At 69.4% G+C, this 17,386-nt stretch carries 13 protein-coding genes and 1 pseudogene; 3 read left to right on the top strand and 11 right to left on the bottom strand.

Translation table 11 applies throughout. The annotated features are described in order from the left end of the window. Positions 1 to 14 precede the first annotated feature (14 nt). The 8 genes from ACFV7R_RS13475 to ACFV7R_RS13440 form a co-directional block, all read right to left on the bottom strand. Complete coding sequence (locus tag ACFV7R_RS13475; protein ID WP_385263229.1) at positions 15 to 1,688, bottom strand: pyridoxal phosphate-dependent aminotransferase; 1,674 nt, start codon at positions 1,686 to 1,688, stop codon at positions 15 to 17. Between the two features lie 166 nt (positions 1,689 to 1,854). Further along, positions 1,855 to 3,003: an aldose epimerase family protein gene (locus tag ACFV7R_RS13470; protein ID WP_385263228.1), complete on the bottom strand. Its 1,149-nt coding sequence runs from the start codon at positions 3,001 to 3,003 to the stop codon at positions 1,855 to 1,857. Between the two features lie 53 nt (positions 3,004 to 3,056). Further along, on the bottom strand, positions 3,057 to 4,301 hold the full coding sequence (gene mmsB, locus ACFV7R_RS13465) for a multiple monosaccharide ABC transporter permease (RefSeq protein WP_385263226.1): 1,245 nt from the start codon (positions 4,299 to 4,301) through the stop codon (positions 3,057 to 3,059). Beyond that, positions 4,298 to 5,848 (bottom strand): multiple monosaccharide ABC transporter ATP-binding protein, encoded by a 1,551-nt coding sequence (mmsA, locus tag ACFV7R_RS13460; protein WP_385263225.1) that lies wholly within the window; start codon positions 5,846 to 5,848, stop codon positions 4,298 to 4,300. The genes mmsB and mmsA overlap by 4 nt, the downstream gene beginning before the upstream one ends. Positions 5,849 to 5,880: 32 nt before the next feature. Then, on the bottom strand, positions 5,881 to 6,993 hold the full coding sequence (chvE, locus tag ACFV7R_RS13455; protein WP_385263223.1) for a multiple monosaccharide ABC transporter substrate-binding protein: 1,113 nt from the start codon (positions 6,991 to 6,993) through the stop codon (positions 5,881 to 5,883). Positions 6,994 to 7,131: 138 nt separating this feature from the next. Further along, positions 7,132 to 8,100 carry a hypothetical protein gene (locus tag ACFV7R_RS13450; RefSeq protein ID WP_385263221.1) on the bottom strand — a complete coding sequence of 323 codons (969 nt, stop codon included), beginning with the start codon at positions 8,098 to 8,100 and terminating at the stop codon, positions 7,132 to 7,134. Between the two features lie 111 nt (positions 8,101 to 8,211). Next, the gene (locus tag ACFV7R_RS13445; RefSeq protein ID WP_385263370.1) at positions 8,212 to 9,225 is read right to left on the bottom strand and encodes a zinc-binding dehydrogenase; all 1,014 of its coding nucleotides are present in this window, start codon (positions 9,223 to 9,225) and stop codon (positions 8,212 to 8,214) included. Beyond that, positions 9,216 to 10,373, bottom strand: coding sequence for a mandelate racemase/muconate lactonizing enzyme family protein (locus ACFV7R_RS13440; RefSeq protein ID WP_385263220.1), 1,158 nt, complete (start codon positions 10,371 to 10,373; stop codon positions 9,216 to 9,218). The genes ACFV7R_RS13445 and ACFV7R_RS13440 overlap by 10 nt, the downstream gene beginning before the upstream one ends. Positions 10,374 to 10,629: 256 nt before the next feature. Between ACFV7R_RS13440 and ACFV7R_RS13435 the strand changes: the two genes are divergently transcribed. Next, positions 10,630 to 11,409, top strand: a complete 780-nt coding sequence (locus tag ACFV7R_RS13435) for a hypothetical protein (protein WP_385263218.1) — start codon at positions 10,630 to 10,632, stop codon at positions 11,407 to 11,409. 88 nt (positions 11,410 to 11,497) lie between these two features. After that, positions 11,498 to 11,878, top strand: a complete 381-nt coding sequence (locus ACFV7R_RS13430; protein ID WP_385263216.1) for a winged helix-turn-helix transcriptional regulator — start codon at positions 11,498 to 11,500, stop codon at positions 11,876 to 11,878. 68 nt (positions 11,879 to 11,946) lie between these two features. Here the strand turns inward: ACFV7R_RS13430 and ACFV7R_RS13425 are convergent, their stop codons facing one another. Further along, the gene (locus tag ACFV7R_RS13425) at positions 11,947 to 12,396 is read right to left on the bottom strand and encodes a MarR family winged helix-turn-helix transcriptional regulator (RefSeq protein ID WP_385263215.1); all 450 of its coding nucleotides are present in this window, start codon (positions 12,394 to 12,396) and stop codon (positions 11,947 to 11,949) included. A 120-nt stretch (positions 12,397 to 12,516) separates the two neighbouring features. Here ACFV7R_RS13425 and ACFV7R_RS13420 point away from each other — a divergent pair, with 120 nt between their 5' ends. After that, positions 12,517 to 13,539 (top strand): NADP-dependent oxidoreductase, encoded by a 1,023-nt coding sequence (locus ACFV7R_RS13420; protein ID WP_385263213.1) that lies wholly within the window; start codon positions 12,517 to 12,519, stop codon positions 13,537 to 13,539. Between the two features lie 109 nt (positions 13,540 to 13,648). Here the strand turns inward: ACFV7R_RS13420 and ACFV7R_RS13415 are convergent, their stop codons facing one another. Continuing rightward, positions 13,649 to 14,797 (bottom strand): serine hydrolase domain-containing protein, encoded by a 1,149-nt coding sequence (locus ACFV7R_RS13415; protein ID WP_385263211.1) that lies wholly within the window; start codon positions 14,795 to 14,797, stop codon positions 13,649 to 13,651. Between the two features lie 50 nt (positions 14,798 to 14,847). Next, positions 14,848 to 17,309: pseudogene (locus tag ACFV7R_RS13410) on the bottom strand (M14 family zinc carboxypeptidase). Positions 17,310 to 17,386: the final 77 nt, after the last annotated feature.

Below are 17,386 nucleotides of genomic sequence, written 5' to 3'. Positions count from 1 at the left end.
ACCCGGCGGGCCGCCTACCCCGCCTGGCCCATCCCGGCCGCGTTCGGCCAGCTGGTCGCGCCCGGCCAGCCGGTCGCCGGCGCCGTCGCCAGACCGGCTGGGGCGACGGGGCCCGTCGTGCCCCGGACCTGGGCGGCAGTGAGGCCACCGCGGGCCGGGACGCCGGGCGGGGTGAGGCCGGACGGCTGCTGGGGCATCGCCTGGGCCACCGCGGGCTGCGGGATCGCCTGCGGTGGCGCCGGCTGCGGAATCACGGGCTGAGGGATGGGCTGAGGGACGGGCTGAGGCACGGGCTGCGGTGCCGTCGGCTGCGGGAACGTCTGCGCCGCCGCCGGCATCGGCGCCCCCGCCCCGCCGGTCTGTGCCGCGGCCGGCATCGGCATGCCGGTGCCGGCGGGCGGGGCGGCTGCCAGGCCCGGCCCACCGGCACCGACCGCACCGACGGCGCCGACGGCCTGAGCGGCAAGGCCTTGCACACCGGCGCCATTGGTGGCACTGACGAGCCGGTCCACCGCCGCCGTACCCGAGCTGTAGCTGGTCCCGGTGCCCAGCTCGGGCACGGCGGCTCCCCTCCTGGTCCCGTAGAGCACCTGTTCCAGGCCGGACACCAGGCGACGCACATCCACCTGGGGGCGCACCACGAGCCGCAGGAAGCGGCTGGAGGATCCGATCTTGTTGCCGCACTCACGGACCAGGATCCGGTGCTCGGTCAGCATCCGGTCCCGGACCACGGTGCCTTCGGCGCCCACCGGGAGGCGCACGAAGAGGAAATTGCCCTGGGACGGGTAAACCGTCAGGCCGGGCAGCGCGGCCAGCTGGCCGGCCATGTCCAGCCGGTCCCGTCGCACCTGCTGGAGGCTCTGCGCGTACTCCTGGCCGTGCTCCTTCAGCATGAACACCACGTGCTCGGCGAAGGAGTTGAGGTTCCACTTGGGGAGCATGGAGCGGACCCGGCCCGCGAGCGCCGGGTTGGCGACGAGGTAGCCGAAGCGGATGCCGTGCAGGCCGAAGTTCTTGCCGAGGCTGCGCAGCACGATGACGTTGGGCCGGATCATCGCCTCCTGCACGACGCTGGGTTCGGTCTCGGCGTCGGCGAACTCCAGGAACGACTCGTCGATCACGACCAGGTCCCGGTCCGCCATCGCGTCCATGAACTGCACGACCGCGTGCTTGTGCAGGTAGCCGCCGTCGGGGTTGTTGGGGTTGCACAGGACGGCGACCCGGGTGCCGCGGGCCCGGATGAACTCGGCGTACTGCGCCAGGTCCAGGGCGAAGCCGCTGGACTCCTGGAGCGGGAACATGTCGACCCGCTTGCCGGTCTCCATCGGCTGGTCGGTCCAGCGGCCGAAGGTGGGGACGGGGATGGCGAGGGACTCGCGGACGAGGAGGTGGTCGATCCAGGTGATCAGCTCGGTCGAGCCGTTGCCCATCGCCACGCACTGCGGCGGAAGCTGGAGCAGGCTGCACAGTTCGGCGGTGATGGTGTCGGCGCTGCTCGGGTAGTACGTGATGATGTCCCGCAGCCTGCTCGCCATCTCGTCGAACATGGCCGGGGTGGGGAAGTAGGGGTTGCAGGGGATGCAGAAGTCCACCGGGCCGGCCTCGTCGCCGCCCTCCCGCGTCAGCGCCGCCATGGAGGGGCTGTGCGCCGCAGTGCTGCGGAACAGCGATGTGACGTTGTCGGCCATGGAACCTCCGCGTGAGGCGGGCCCGGTGGGGAGGCGACCGGGTCCGTCGTCTGGGTGGCCCGCGCGGGGGAGCGCGGGCCACCCATTCATACGGATGCGGCTGTGACGCCGTTCAACTCGCGTGAAGGAAATGTGCGTTCACGGACGGGCGGGCGCGCCCTGGTGTTCAGGCGCTGAACGAGTGCACCGTCGTCGACCGGTACGTCTGCCCCGGCCGCAGCACCGTCGACGGGAACGACGGGTGGTTCGGCGAGTCCGGGTAGTGCTGGGTCTCCAGGCACAGCCCGTCGCCCTGCCGGTAGACGGTCCCGCCGGTGCCGACGAGGGAGCCGTCCAGGAAGTTGCCGGAGTAGAACTGCAGGCCCGGCTCGGTGGTCGCGATCTTCAGGGTGCGGCCGGAGGACGGGTCCCGGAGCGTGGCGATGTGCTCGGGGCGGGCCGTGATGCCCTTGTCCAGGGCCCAGTTGTGGTCCAGGCCCTTGCCGTACAGCAGCTGCTGGTGCGCGACACGGATGTCCTCGCCGACGGTCTTGGTACGGCGGAAGTCGAAGGGGGTGCCCGCGACCTTCGCCAGTTCGCCCGTGGGGATCAGCCCCGAGTCGACCGGCGTGTAGCGGGCGGCGGCGATGGACAGCTCGTGGTCGTAGATCGTGCCGCTCGACTCGCCGGCCAGGTTCCAGTAGACGTGGCTGGTGAGGTTGACGACGGTGGCCTTGTCGGTGGTGGCCTCGTAGTCGATGCGCCAGTCGCCGTGCCGGGTGAGGGTGTATGTGACCTTCGACCTGAGCGTGCCCGGGTAGCCCATCTCGCCGTCGACGCTCGTGTAGTACAGGTACAGGCCGACGTCGGAGCCCTTGGTGAACGGCTCGATGTCCCACACCCGCTTGTCGAAGCCCTGCGCTCCGCCGTGCAGGCTGTTGTCGCCGTCGTTGACGGACAGCTGGTAGGCCTTGCCGTCCAGGGTGAACCTGCCCTTGGCGATGCGGTTGCCGTAGCGGCCGATCAGCGCGCCGAAGTACGGGCTTGAGGAGACGTAGTCCTCGATGTTGTCGAAGCCCAGCGAGACGTTGGTGTAGCGGCCGCGCCGGTCGGGGATCTCCAGGGACTGGACGATGCCGCCGTAGGAGAGGACCTTCAGGCGGGTGCCGCCGTTCTCCAGCGACCAGCTGTAGATCTTCGTGTCGTCGGCGAGCTTGCCGAAGAGCGACTTCACCGGCGTCCTGCCTCCCGTGGCGTGTGCCGTGCCGCCGAGCGTGGTGGCGGCCATGCCCGCCGCCGCGGCTCCCGCGATGACCGTGCGTCTGTTCAGTTCCATGTGCGGCTCCTGCATAAGGAGGGGGCCCCGCCTTCCGGCGGGGCCCTGCTGACTTACGAACCGACCTTGCGCTTGTTCCACACGTCGAACCCGACCGCCGCGAGCAGTACCAGGCCCTTGATGACCTGCTGCCAGTCCGTGCCGATGCCGACGAGGTTCATGCCGTTGTTCAGCACGCCCAGTACCAGACCGCCGATGATCGCGCCGAGCACGGTGCCGACACCGCCGCTCATCGACGCGCCGCCGATGAACGAGGCCGCGATCGCCTCCAGCTCGAAGTTCAGGCCGGCCTTGGGCGAGGCCGCGTTGAAGCGGGCGGCGAAGACCAGACCCGCGAGGGCCGCGAGCATGCCCATGTTCACGAAGATCAGGAAGGTGACCTTCTTGTCCTTCACACCCGACAGCTTGGCCGCGGGCAGGTTGCCGCCGATCGCGTAGATGTGGCGGCCGATGATCGCGTTGCGCATGACGTAGCCGAAGCCGACGAGCAGCACGCCCAGGATGAGCAGCACGATCGGGGCGCCCTTGTAGCTGGCCAGCAGCAGCGTCAGCGTGAGGATGGCGGCGCCGAGCGCGACCAGCTTCAGCAGGAACAGGTTGAAGGGCGGGACGTCCAGGGAGAACTCCTGCTGCCGGCGGCGGTCGCGGAACTCCTGGAAGACCACGAACGCGATCATCCCGAAGCCCAGCAGCAGAGTGAGGTTGTGGTAGTTGGTGTTCGGTCCGACCTCGGGCAGGAAGCCGTTGGCGACCTTCTGCAGACCCTCCGGGAACGGCCCGAGCGTCTGGCCCTCGAGGAAGATCTCGGTCAGACCGCGGAAGATCAGCATGCCCGCGAGGGTCACGATGAACGACGGTATGCCGCCGTAGGCGATGAAGAACCCTTGTGCCGCGCCCGCGACCGCGCCCATGGCGAGGCAGAGGATGACGGCGACCGGCCATGGCAGATCGTTCTTGACCATGAACACGGCGGCCATCGAGCCGATGAAGGCGGTCAACGAGCCGACCGACAGGTCGATGTGGCCCGCGATGATGACCAGCATCATGCCGATCGCGAGGATCAGGATGTAGCTGTTCTGCAGCACCAGGTTGGAGACGTTGCGCGGCAGCAGCAGGTCGCCGTCGGTCCACACGGCGAACAACGCCACGATCAGGCCGAGGGCGATCAGCATGCCGTACTGCCGCATGTTGCGGCGCATGCCGTCCAGAACCAGCTGGAGCAGGCCGTCGCCCGCGGCCCCTCCGCTCTTGCCCGGCGGCGCGGGGGCCGGGGTCTTGGCGGTCACATCCGTGCTCATCGGGTTACCTCTTTGTCCTTAGTCATCTGACGCATCAGCGATTCCTGCGAGGCCTCGGCCCGCGAGAACTCACCGGTCAGCCGCCCCGCGGCCATCGTGTAGATGCGGTCACACATGCCGAGCAGCTCCGGCAGCTCGGAGGAGATGAAGACGACCGCCTTGCCCTGGGCGGCCAGCTGGTCGATGACCGTGTAGATCTCGTACTTGGCACCGACGTCGATGCCGCGCGTCGGCTCGTCCAGGATCAGCACGTCCGGACCCGCGAAGATCCACTTGCTGAGGACGACCTTCTGCTGGTTGCCGCCGGACAGCTTGCCCACCGGCTCGAAGACGGTCGGCGCCTTGATGTTCATGGACTTGCGGAAGCCCTCGGCGACCTGCCGCTCCTCGTGCTCGTCGACCACGCCCCGCTTGGCGACCTTGCCCAGCGCGCTGAGCGAGATGTTGCGGTTGATGGTGTCGATGAGATTGAGGCCGTAGTGCTTGCGGTCCTCGGTGACGTACGCGATGCCGTTCTTGACCGCCTCGGGGACGGTCTTCGTACGGATCTCCCTGCCGTCCTTGAGGACCGTGCCGTCGGCGTACCGGCCGTAGGTGCGGCCGAAGACGCTCATCGCGAGCTCGGTGCGCCCGGCGCCCATCAGGCCCGCGATACCGACGATCTCCCCGCGCCGCACGGACAGTGACACATCGTCGACCACCTTGCGCTGCTGGTCGATCGGGTGGTGCACGGTCCAGTTGCGGATCTCCAGCGCGGGGGCCGCGCCCTCCTCCGGCTCGTGCGGGGTGCGCTCCGGGAAGCGGTGTTCCAGGTCGCGGCCGACCATCCCGCTGATGATCCGGTCCTCGGTGGTCTCCGGGGCCTTCACGTCGAGCGTCTCGATGGTCTGGCCGTCGCGGATGATCGTCACCGAGTCGGCGACCTTGCGGATCTCGTTGAGCTTGTGGGAGATGATGATCGAGGTGATGCCCTGCTTCTTCAACTCCAGGATCAGATCCAGGAGTTTGCCGCTGTCCTCGTCGTTCAGGGCCGCGGTCGGCTCATCGAGGATGAGCAGCTTCACCTTCTTCGACAGGGCCTTCGCGATCTCGACGAGCTGCTGCTTGCCCACGCCGATGTCGGCGACGCGGGTCTCCGGGTGGTCGGTCAGACCGACCCGGCGCAGCAGCTCGGTGGCGTGCCGCAGGGTCTCCCGCCAGTTGATGAAGCCGCCCTTGGCATGCTCGTTGCCGAGGAAGATGTTCTCCGCGAGGGAGAGGTACGGCGACAGCGCCAGCTCCTGGTGGATGATGACGATGCCGCGGTGCTCGCTCGCCCGGATGTCCTTGAACTCGCAGACCTCCCCCTCGAAGAGGATGTCCCCCTCGTACGTTCCGTGCGGGTGGACGCCGGAGAGGACCTTCATCAGGGTCGACTTGCCGGCGCCGTTCTCCCCGCAGATGGCGTGGACCTCGCCCTGCTGGACGGTCAGTGTGACGTCCGACAGCGCCTTGACGCCGGGAAAGGTCTTGACGATCGAGCGCATTTCCAGGACGGGTCCCGCCATGGTCGTGCCTTCCAATCCCTAGGTGCTGGCGGTTACTTGAGGTCGCTTTCCTTGATGTAGCCGGAGTCGACGACGGTCTCCTGGTAGTTGGCCTTGTCGACCGCCACCGGCTCCAGCAGGTAGGCCGGGACGACCTTGGAGCCGTTGTCGTACGTCTTGGTATCGTTGACCTCGGGCTTCTTGTCGTTGAGCACCGCGTCGACCATGTTCGAGGCCACCTTGGCGAGTTCGCGGGTGTCCTTGTAGACGGTCATCGACTGCTGGTCGGCGATGATCGACTTCACCGAGGCGACCTCGGCGTCCTGACCGGTGACGATCGGCAGCGGCTTGCTCTTGGAGCCGTAGTCGTCCGACTTCAGCGCCGAGAGGATGCCGATGGAGATGCCGTCGTACGGCGAGAGCACCGCGTCGACCCGCTCGGTCTTGTAGGCCGAGGTCAGGATGTCGTCCATGCGCTTCTGGGCGGTGCCGCCGTCCCAGCGCAGGGTGGTGACCTGGTTCAGCTCGGTCTGCTTGGACCGGACGACCAGCTGCTTCTTGTCGATGTAGGGCTGCAGGACGTTCATCGCGCCCTGGAAGAAGTAGCGGGTGTTGTTGTCGTCGTTGGAGCCGGCGAACAGCTCGATGTTGAACGGGCCCTTTTCGGAGCCGTCCTTCAGACCGAGCTTCTCGACGATGTAGTTGCCCTGGAGCTCGCCGACCTTCTCGTTGTCGAAGGAGGCGTAGTAGTCGACGTTCTCCGTGCCGAGGATGAGTCGGTCGTAGGAGATCACCGGGATGTCGGCGTCCTTGGCCTGCTGGAGGACGTTGTTCATCGACTTGTTGTCGATGGCCGCGACGATCAGGGCGCGCACGCCCTGCGTGATCAGGTTCTCGATCTGCGAGACCTGCTGGTCGGGGTCGTCCTCGCCGTAGACCAGCTGGGTCTTGTAGCCCTTGGACTCCAGGTCCTTCTTGACGTTGTTGCCGTCGGCGATCCAGCGCTCGGAGGACTTGGTCGGCATCGCGATGCCGATGGTGGCGCCCTCGGCGCTGCCCTTGTCCTCCTCGCTGCCGCCCTCGCTGCTCTGGCCGCAGGCGGTCAGAGTGAGGGCGAGGGAGGCCGCTGCGGCTATGGCGGAAAGTGCGGCTCGGCGATTGCGCATGGTCATCTTCCTTGATGTCTCAGCCCGGCTGGGAATGGGGTGTGCGGCAACGCTGGGATGGTTCGTGAAAACCGGTGAACGGTGTGTGGGATTCTGTTTGGCTGCGTCGTCTTCTGTGAAGAGGGCGCGTCGAAACCTTTATGAATATGTTTCGAACCGCTTGAGCTCGCCGGGCAGCCGCGAGCCCAGCGGGGCCATGTCCCCGTCGGCCCCGTGCCGGGCGAGCAGGTCCAGGGCCAGCCGGCCACGCCGCACCCGCTCCCTGGCGGTGGCCAGGGTGACGTCCCGCAGGTGGTGGCCGTACGGGTAGATCGCGGGTGCCTTGGACAGGCCGAACTTCAGGTACAGCGGCGCGCCGCGCCGGATCAGCTCGGCGACCTCGTACATCCGTACATAGCCGCCGAGATCGTCGGGGGCCTCGATGTACATGTCCATGGGGGCGCCGGACACCCGGCGGATCTCGGTGAGGTGATCCAGCGTCAGATCGCTGGGCACGTTGATGGAGTCGGCGCCGAGCCGCTCGTACACGGAGAACGAGGCCGGGTTGACCGGTCCGACCAGCGCCGACAGCTTCAGTGTGGTGTCCGCCGGGATGATCCCGGCCGTGCGCGCCCGGTGCAGCGTCCACAGCACGCCCTCGTCGGCGACGAGGAGGCACTTCACGCCCAGCTCCGTGGCCCGTACGGCGTCCTCGACGCACCCGGCGACGGCGTCGTGCCCGCGGGCCCTGAGGCCGCCGCCGCGGGAGTCGGTGCGGGTCGAGCCGCCGATGTCCCAGGTGCCGCGCGGGCCGGTGAACAGGCAGAGCTCGATGTCACGTTCGCCGGTGGCCTCGACCATCTCGGTGATCTCGGCGTCGGTCAGCATCCACACGCCGCTGCCCTGGCTGATCCGGTGGATCGGTACGTCGAGCCGTGAGGACTCCTTGAGTACGACCGCCAGCGCCTCGGGACCCTCGCACGAGGGGATCTCGGTGCGCCAGCGGCCACCGCCCGGAAAGCTGTGCGGCGATGCGTCGGCGGGGTCGAGGGCGGGCGCGCCCAGGCCGAGCGCGGTGAGTGCCTGCTCACCGGGCCTGCGGGCTGCCGTGGCGGAAGCGTCGGTCACAAGCTGTCCTTCGTGTTCGAAATATCGGACGTGGTCCGGGGCTCTGGGTAGGGGAAGCTCTGAGGTACGCCGGTACGGCGGCCGTCAGGTCGCCGCCGTACCGGCGTACGACTAGGGGCGGAGCAGCACCTTGCCGACCTTCGGATCGCCGGCTCCCACCAGCTCGATGGCCTGCGGGAACTCGGTGAGCGGCAGCTCGTGGGTGACCAGCGGCACCGGGTCGAGCAGTCCGGCGCCGAACACCCGCACCGTGTGCGCCCAGGCGTCCGGCGGCGCACCGAAGACGGTGTGCACCTCCAGCTGCCGTACGACCAGATCCGTCGGGTCCAGGCCGTCGGCGCCCGGCGCCGGGATCCCCGTCAGGACCAGCCGTCCGCCGCGCCGCAGCAGGGCGGCCGCGGTGCGGGCGGCGTCGGCGGAGCCGGCCGTCTCGATCACCACGTCGAAGTCGCCGGGGAGTTCCTCGTCCTTGGTACGGAACTCGGTCGCGCCGAACTCCCTGGACAGGGCCGCACGGTCCGGACGGGTGCCGACGACCAGCAGCTCGGCCGGGGAGGCGGCGCGCAGGAACTGCACCGCGAACATCCCGAGCGTGCCGGTACCGACCACGGCCACCTTCTCGCCCGGCAGGGCATTGGCCTTCAGGGCCGCCGCCGCGATACAGGCGGCCGGCTCCAGCAGCGCCGCCGCCGTCAGGTCGGCGTCGTCCGGCAGGACGTGCAGCAGGCGCGCCGGGAGCGTGAGGGTGGTGGCCATCGCCCCCGGCTGGGTGAACCCGGTCTCCTCGTAGCCGTCCGTGCACAGCGTGGTCTCACCGGCGTGGCAGCGGTCGCACACCTGGCAGTTGCGGAAGCCCTCGCCGACGACCTTGCGGCCGACGAGCGAGGCGGGGACTCCGGCGCCGACCTGCTGCACCGTCCCCGACCACTCGTGGCCGGGGGTGAGCGGGTAACGGACGTATCCCTCGGGCCGGTTGCCCTGGTAGACCTCGCGGTCGCTGCCGCAGATGCCGACGGCGTGGACGCGGACGAGGGCTTCGCCGGGCTCGGGCGGGCGGGGCGTGTGCTCGACGAGCCGGTGCTCGCCGGGCGCCTCGACGACGACGGCGGTGGCGGTCACTTGGATTCCTTCGGCTTGCGCTGCTCCCAGCCCTCGGCCCACAGGTCGAACCGGGCCTGCTGCTGCGGGAACTCGGCGGCGGCGTCGACGTCGAGCTCCACACCGAGGCCGGGGGCGTCGGAGAGGTGGAAGTACCCGTCGATCACCTGGGGCGCGCCCTTGACGACCTTCTTGATCTCCGCGTCGGCGAAATCGTTGAAGTGCTCCAGGATCTTGAAGTTCGGGGTGGTGAAGCCGACCTGGAGGGACGCGGCGGTGAGGACGGACCCGCCGACGTTGTGCGGGGCGACGAGCATGTAGTGGGTCTCGGCGGTGGCGGCCAGCTTCCGCGTCTCCCAGATGCCGCCGATGTGACCGACGTCGGGCTGGATGATGTCGACGGCCTGGCTCTCGAAGAGCTCGCGGAACTCGATGCGGTCGTGGATGCGCTCACCGGTCGCGACCGGGATGTCCACCTTGGCGGCGACCTTCTCCAGCGCCTTCAGGTTCTCCGGCGGGCAGGGCTCCTCCAGCCAGGCCGGCTTGAAGGGGGCGAGCTCCTTGGCCAGCCGGACGGCGGTGGCGGGGGAGAAGCGGCCGTGCATCTCGAGCATCAGCTCGGCCTCGGGGCCGATGGCGTCCCGGACGGCCTCGATCAGCGACACGGCGTACCGGGTCTGCTCGTGGTCGAGCTCGAAGTGCCCGGTGCCGAAGGGGTCGATCTTGAGCGCCTTGTACCCGCGCTCCATGACGCCCTGGGCGGCCTTGTGGTACGCCTCCGGGGTCCGCTCGGTGGTGTACCAGCCGTTGGCGTACGCCTTGACCTTGTCGGTGACCTTGCCGCCCAGGAGCTGCCAGACGGGCACCCCGAGGGCCTTGCCCTTGATGTCCCAGCAGGCCATCTCGATGACGGCGATACCGGACATGACGATCTCGCCGGCCCGCCCGTAGTCGCCGTACTTCATCCTGCGGACGAGGTCCTCGACAGCGAACGGGTCGGAACCGAGAATGTGGTTGGCCTCGGCCTCCCGCAGATAGCCGATCAACGCGTCGGTGTGGCCCAGCATCCGGGTCTCGCCGACTCCGGTGATGCCCTCGTCGGTGTGCACCTGTACGTACGTCAGGTTGCGCCACGGCGTCCCGACCACGTGTGTGCTGATTCCGGTGATGCGCACGGCAGTTGCCCCTCGTGAACGTCGGCTCTGTTCGATATTTCGTCACACGTTCGAAATGTTGGCGTGACAGTAAGGACGGGGTGGTCGGGGTGTCAATGGGTCGAACGCATAACAGTTTCGGCACTTTCGAAAGTCGTTTCGGGGTGATGCGGGCAGGTTGCCCTCAACTCGCCACGCCGGAAGGGATCGTTCACCACAGAACATTCACAGCGGAGCCTATGAACGTTACCGATGCGGAACTTAATCTTCCCGCGTCATGGACTACTGCCACCCGTGCCGACGGCACCTGAATGGCGCCCTCGCCTGTCCGGGGTGCGGCACGCCAGCGGAACAGCTTCGCGCGTACGCGGAGGAGACGGTCGTGCACACCGTCGTACGGACGGACGTGCGGACGGACGTCGTCACGGTGGTACGGCCGGCGGAGCCCGACGAGCCGTACGACGAGGACGACGACGTCGACGATGCCGACGACGACCGCCCCGGACGCGGCTCCGGGCGACGCCGTCAGCCGGGCGTGAGCCGACGCGACCGCAAGGCCGCGGCCCACCGCCGACGCCGCCGCCGCACCCTGCTCATCGCGGCGGGCTTCGTCCTGGCCGCCGGCGCCCTGAGCCTCGCCGAACTCGGCCTGGACGCCCCCGGGTCGTCCCCGAAGCCGGCAGCGGCCGGGGATGCCTCGCCGGACGGCGGTGCATCGGACGGGTCCGACGAGTCACCGGACCCCCTGACCGACGGCTCCACGGGCGCCACCCCGGGCACGGGCACGGCCTCCGCGGACGCCTCGAAGTCCCCTTCCCCGTCGAAGTCCGACAAGGACAAGGACGAGAAGGACGACAAGGAGTCCGCGACCCCGACGGAGAACGACCAGTCGTCCCCGACGGACCCGGCCCCCGACCCGTCGAACCCCAACCCCGCGCCCCCACCCGCCGACCCGGACCCGACCCCGACTCCGCCCTCACAGCCGACGACCTCGGTACCGGACCCGGACCCGTCGCCGACGGAGACGTGCGAGCGGTTCTTGTGGTGGTGCACCTAGCCGGTCACTCTCTTGTGGTTACTCGGAAACCGTAGGAGGCTGGCCGTCGGCCTGGAAGAACGCACTTTGTCGGCGACTGGGGAACTTCATGGGGACCAAGCAGTTCACGGGCTCACCCGAGGAAGCGGACCTCAGGCGCGCGGACTCCCTGGCGCGGGAGATCTTCTCGGACGTCGCCAACAAGTGGGCGTTCCTGATCATCGAGGCTCTCGGTGAGCGCACCCTGCGCTTCAGCGAGTTGCGGAACGAGGTCGAGGGCATCAGCCACAAGATGCTCACCCAGAACCTGCGCATGCTGGAGCGCTACGGCCTGGTCGAGCGGCAGGTGCACCCCACCGTGCCGCCGCGCGTCGAGTACACCCTCACCGAGCCGGGCCAGGCCCTGCGCGCCACGGTCGACGGAATGTGCGGCTGGACCCACCAGTACCTCGGCCACATCGAGGCTGCCCGTCGCCGCTTCGACGCCTGACGGGTACGCGGCACTCGCGTGCGGCCATACCGCCGCTCAGATCTGTCGGCTGCGGCAGGCCGGTTGGGTCAGCCTTCGTAGGAGCCCGCCCCCAGCATCCGCCGCAGCAGATCCCGCAAGGTAAGCCGCTCCTCCTCGCTCAACCCCGCCAGCGGCTCCCGAGCAAACCGCAGTGACTCCCGCAGGCTCCGCGCCACCCGCCGCCCCTCGTCCGTCGCCACCGCCAGCTTCACGCGGCGGTCGGCCGGGTCCGGGCGGCGTTCCACCAGGCCCCGGGCCTCCAGGCGGTCCACGATGCCCGTGACGTTGGAGGGCTCGCACTTCAGCTTGTGGGCGAGCTTGCGCATCGGCAGCGGCTCGAGCGACAGCAGGCTCAGCAGCTTGGCCTGTGCGCCGGTCAGCGCGTGCTCGCCGGCGGCCTCCTCGTACTCCTCGTGGTAGAGGGCCACGACCGAGCCGATCAGGTCGACGACCTCCATGGTCAGTTCATCGGGGCGGGTGGTCTGTGGTACGGCCATGCTCACCAGGGTACTCGGTTACTTGACATCCTGAAATATTCCAGAGCATTGTTGTTTCAGGTTCTGAAGTATTTGCTCCGCCCGCCGCGCCCCTACGCGGCCCGCAGGAAAGGCGCCCTCATGGCCGACACCCCCGCACTCCCCGCCGTCAACCGCGAATGGCACCTGCTCAGCCGCCCGGTCGGCTGGCCCAAGCCCGAGGACTTCGCCCTGGTCGAGGCGCCCATGCCCACGCCGGGTGAGGGCCAGGTGCTGGTCAGGAACCTGTACCTCTCCGTGGACCCGTACATGCGCGGCCGTATGAGTGCCGCCAAGTCGTACGTCGCCCCCTTCGAGCTCGGCAAGGTCATGCAGGGCGGCGCGGTCGGCGAGGTCGTCGCCTCGAACGCCGAGGGCATCGCCGTCGGCGACCATGTGCTGCACTTCTTCGGCTGGCGCGAGTACGCCGTCGTGGACGCCAAGAACGCCGTCAAGGTGGACCCGGACGCCGCGCCGCTGTCGACGTACCTCGGGGTGCTCGGTATGACCGGCCTGACCGCCTACGCCGGTCTGCTGCGCACCGCCGCCTTCAAGGAGGGCGACGTCGTGTTCGTCTCCGGCGCGGCGGGAGCTGTCGGCAGCCAGGTCGGGCAGATCGCCAAGCTGAAGGGGGCGTCCAAGGTCATCGGGTCCGCCGGGTCCGACGAGAAGGTCAAGCTCCTCGTGGAGGAGTACGGCTTCGACGCCGCCTTCAACTACAAGAACGGGCCGGTGAGCGAGCAGCTCCGCGCCGCCGCGCCCGACGGTATCGACGTCTACTTCGACAACGTCGGTGGCGATCACCTGGAGGCCGCCATCGGGTCCCTGAACCAGGGTGGCCGGATCGCCGTCTGCGGCATGATCTCCGTCTACAACAACACCGAGCCCGCCCCCGGCCCGCGCAACCTCACCCGCCTCATCCAGACCCGCGGCCGCATCGAGGGCTTCCTGGTCGGCGACCACTACGACCTCCAGCCGCAGTTCGTGCAGGAGGTCGGCCCCTGGGTCGCCTCGGGAGCCCTGAAGTACCGCGAGACCGTCGTCGAGGGCATCGAGAACAACCTGGAGGCCTTCCTCGGTGTCCTGCGCGGCGACAACACCGGCAAGATGATCGTCAAGCTCTGATCACACGATCAGCCGTCACCGTGACGCTCGTCCGACGGCGCTCGTTGCGTACGGCGAAGGCCGCACCCTTGGACGTGGGGTGCGGCCTTCGCCCACTCGCGTCGCCGACTCACAGAGCAGCGCTGTGCACCGCCCGCACGAACCCCACGTTCTCCGGCGCCGCCCCGCCCGGGAAGGCACACCGGCGCCGCGTGTAGCCGTACGCCAGCCCGCTGCGCGGGTCGGCGAAGGCCTGCGAGCCGCCCGCGCCGCTGTGCCCGAAGGCCCCGGCGCCCAGGAACGGGTACCAGTTCTCCGCCGTCGCCTGGAAGCCCAGCCCGTACGCCTTGTGGGCGCGGGCCACCAGGTCGTAGCCGACCGAGTGGATCTGCCCGACCTCGGCGACGGTGTCCGGCTTCAGCAGCGGCGGCCGGCCGTCCACCTCGCTGATCGCCGCCGCGTACATCCCGGCGAGCCCGCGCGCGGACGCCACACCGCCCGCCGACGCCGGGCCCTTGGCCCGTACGGTGCGGGAGTTGGCGTGGTCCTCCAGCGCACCCGTGCCGGGCACGTGCGTGTTGAACGCGATCGAGGAGAGCGTGTGCGGACCGGTCGGCTGGGCGTCCAGCACGGCCTGCTGCTCGGCCGTCGGGACCATCGGCTGCACCGTCCGGAAACGGGGCTCCTCGGCGGCGGGCAGGCCCAGGTGGAAGGCCAGCCCGTAGGGGGCCCGCACCCGCTCCTCGTACACCTCCTGGAGCGTACGGCCGGTCGCGCGCCGTACCACCTCACCGGCGAGCGCCCCGATGACCAGCGCGTGGTAGCCGAAGGCCGTGCCGGGCCGCCAGAACGGCCGCTGGTCCGCGAGCCGTTCGGAGATCAGCCGGTCGTCCGCGAGCTCCTCCGGGGTGAACCCGGCGTCCAGTCCGATCAGGCCCGCCCGGTGCGTGACCAGTTCGCGCAGGGTCAGCGCGCCCTTGCCCTCGGCGGCGAACTCCGGCCAGTAGTACGTCACCTTGCGGTCCAGCTCGAGCGTGCCGTCCTGGACGAGGAGCGCGACGACGAGGTGCGCCGCGCCCTTGGTGGAGGAGAAGACGCCGTAGAGCGAGTCGGCCGAGACGTCGTCCGGCCCCGCCCACAGGTCGACGACCCGCCGCCCATGGACGTAGGCGCACAACTGCCCCTCGTAGTCCGGCCGTTCCGCCGCCACGAACGCCGCGAACTCCTCGCGCACCTCCTCGAAGCCCTCGGCGACGGTCCCGTGGATCTGCTGCGTCATCCGATCTCCTCTGCCTCCTCGGCCGTAGCGCTGCTCGCGTGTGCCGTGGTCTACATGGTCGCCATGGTGAACAATGCCCGTCCGACCTGAGGGAATTCTCCCCTGGGGTGTGCCCGGAACAGCGGTTCGGCGCCGAAGAGCACCGCATGCGGGCCGCTCACCACCGAGGGCCGCCCCGCTGCCGCGGCGGAACCGCCGGTTCCGTCCGCCAGCGGCCGCCAGTGGCCGGACACGAGCGGGTTCCCGGTCGCATACGACTGCTCCACCCGCACGCCGGGTCCGAGGTCGGTGAACCAGACCGGCGCGTAGACGAAGCCGTGGTCCGGTGCGCCCGCGGTGACCTTCCCGCCGGAATTCACCACGCGCACCACACCGTTGGCGTTCCCGTTGCCCTCGACGGCCTTGACCGGCAGCAGCCCGGCGGCGGCGTTGAGGGCGGCTCCGTCCGCGCCGCGCCCGACGAGACCGTGGTTGTCGAGGAAGGCATCGAGGGCGGTACGGGCCGCGGCGTTCAGGTCGTCGTGATCCAGCCCCGCCGACACGAACAGCACATCCACCGTCGACCAGTCGAACCCCGCGTTGAGCACGGCCGTCGATATCGGCGTGACCTCGAAGTTCATCTCCCGCAGCGCGAACAGCTCACCCGGCGTGACCGCGGCGGCCACCCGGACGCGGGTCAGGGGGGTGCCTCCGGTGATGCGGGTGGCGTCGAAGGCGACGTCGTACGCCCGTGCCGCCGCGGCCGCCTGCCGGCGCGCCGAGCCCGGCACGACGGCGCTGCCGTCCGCCGCCTGCTGTACCCGGACGCCCTGCTGGAGAAGGGAGTTGAGTGCGGCTACCTCGCGCGGATCGTCGAGGTGCAGCCGCAGGTCGCCGCGCGGGGCGACGTACCCGACGGGTGTGGCCGCGCGCACCGGGCGCAGGGTGACGTGGGACAGGCCCTGCGTCGACTCGACCGTGGCGCCCCACAGCCGGCCGAGACTCCAGCCCGAGATGTCGTACATCACCGACACCTTGTCACTGATGTCCTGCCCGTCCGCCAGCAGCGCGTTCACGAGTCCTCGCTTGGGCTGGTGCATGTCGACGACGTAGGAGCCCTTGGCGTACCACCGTCCGTCCAGCCGGAAGGAGTGGGCGGCGCGGCTGACGCGGACATCGTTGGCGATCAGATGGTCGACGAGCCGGACGGCTGCGGTGGGGGAGCGCTGGGCGCCGTCGGCCGGGATGACGTAGGCGCGGGGGAACGTGGTGGTGTAGACGTCCTCGGGTCCGATGCCGGGAACGCCGGGGACGGTCCCCTCGGAGACGGGAACCTGTGCGGCGCTGGCCGCACCGCGCCGGAACACCTGGTCGGTGATGAGGGAAGTGAGCCTGGACTGTACGAAGTCGAGGGCGTCGGCAATATGCCAATTCGGGCCCTTCGCGATGATCGGCGGTGGTAACTTCGGAGTCCCGGCGCAGGAGTCCGTGGAGGCACAACGCCGGCGCTGCCGGTGGACCCGGTTATGTGCGGACGTCGAGGGCGTCAGGTGCGGGGCACAGTCAACTGCCTCTGCCACCCGCAGGGTGGCTGGACGCGTACGCCGCATCGCAGCCAGCGATGACCGTAGCGCAAGCCTGCCGTGCCCAAGCGGTGGGCAGTTGACGAAGAGGTCGTACTCCTCTTCACAGGGTGCGGGTACGTTGGCGGGCACATTCACGGTGCCGTTGACGTACCCGCACTGGTCGAACATCACGAGGGCCCCCTCTCGACCACGATCTGCCGCATCGCGCGCGCCTCGGGCTGGGAGGCGGTGACGAAGTCGCGGTTGAGGTCGAAGCCGTTGGCGTTGGCGTGGGTACCGGCGATCCGGCCGTCGGGATTGGCGGTGATGTTGAAGTAGAGGCGGGAGTGGGCGAGAAGGCTCTTGGTGCTCGCGTCATTCGCTGTGGCGAGCCGCTCGATCAGCTTCAGGGAGGCGTCGGTGCCCTCCCACTCGTTGCCGTGGATGTTGTTGTTGAGGAAGACGGGGGTCTTGTAACCGGCTTTGATATCAGGGGACTTGGCGGCGGTGGCGGGCGCGTTCTCGATGAGTGCCCGCATCCGCTCCTGGGCGCGAGTCCGGCGGGCGGTCTCCGGGGCGGTCACGGTGACGAGATAGAGCCGGTGGCCGCCGGCGGAGCGGCCCGCGATCTCCACGCTCACGCGGTCGCCGAGGCGTTGCAGGGCGTTCAGCTTGGGGGCGATGGCGTGGTAGGGGGTGAGGCCCAGCCTCAGGGACTTGTCGGCGGGGTTCTCGGGGTCGGGGGAGAGGATCTGCTCGCGCGGATAGCCACGGACTTGATCGGTGGCCGGGGCTTCCTCGGCGAGGGCCCGCAGCGCGGCGCTCTCGGGGGCGCGGGCGGCCCGGTCGTGGGGGTCGGCGGACTCACGGGTGGGCGTGGAGCGGTCGGCGACGGCGCTGTGCGGGGTGAGGAACAGGGATCCGGCGGTCACAAGGGCGAGGACGGGGACGGTTCTTGTGGTGCGCACGCGTACCTCCTCCGGGGCTTCCTGAGATCGGTACGGCGAGGTGTACCTGTTCGACTCAACTACAAAAAGAGGGAGTT

This window comes from Streptomyces sp. NPDC059866 (assembly GCF_042731325.1).
Classification (GTDB): Bacteria; Actinomycetota; Actinomycetes; order Streptomycetales; family Streptomycetaceae; genus Streptomyces; species Streptomyces flavusporus.
Note: the sequence above shows the minus strand (reverse complement) of the source record. Positions and strands in the feature narration are given on the sequence as shown.

Coding starts and splice junctions, on each gene's coding strand:
- ACFV7R_RS13475 (WP_385263229.1), bottom strand. CDS start 1,688: ATGGCCGACAACGTCACATCGCTGTTCCGCAGCACTGCGGCGCACAGC.
- ACFV7R_RS13470 (WP_385263228.1), bottom strand. CDS start 3,003: ATGGAACTGAACAGACGCACGGTCATCGCGGGAGCCGCGGCGGCGGGC.
- mmsB (WP_385263226.1), bottom strand. CDS start 4,301: ATGAGCACGGATGTGACCGCCAAGACCCCGGCCCCCGCGCCGCCGGGC.
- mmsA (WP_385263225.1), bottom strand. CDS start 5,848: ATGGCGGGACCCGTCCTGGAAATGCGCTCGATCGTCAAGACCTTTCCC.
- chvE (WP_385263223.1), bottom strand. CDS start 6,993: ATGCGCAATCGCCGAGCCGCACTTTCCGCCATAGCCGCAGCGGCCTCC.
- ACFV7R_RS13435 (WP_385263218.1), top strand. CDS start 10,630: ATGGACTACTGCCACCCGTGCCGACGGCACCTGAATGGCGCCCTCGCC.
- ACFV7R_RS13430 (WP_385263216.1), top strand. CDS start 11,498: ATGGGGACCAAGCAGTTCACGGGCTCACCCGAGGAAGCGGACCTCAGG.
- ACFV7R_RS13425 (WP_385263215.1), bottom strand. CDS start 12,396: ATGGCCGTACCACAGACCACCCGCCCCGATGAACTGACCATGGAGGTC.
- ACFV7R_RS13420 (WP_385263213.1), top strand. CDS start 12,517: ATGGCCGACACCCCCGCACTCCCCGCCGTCAACCGCGAATGGCACCTG.
- ACFV7R_RS13415 (WP_385263211.1), bottom strand. CDS start 14,797: ATGACGCAGCAGATCCACGGGACCGTCGCCGAGGGCTTCGAGGAGGTG.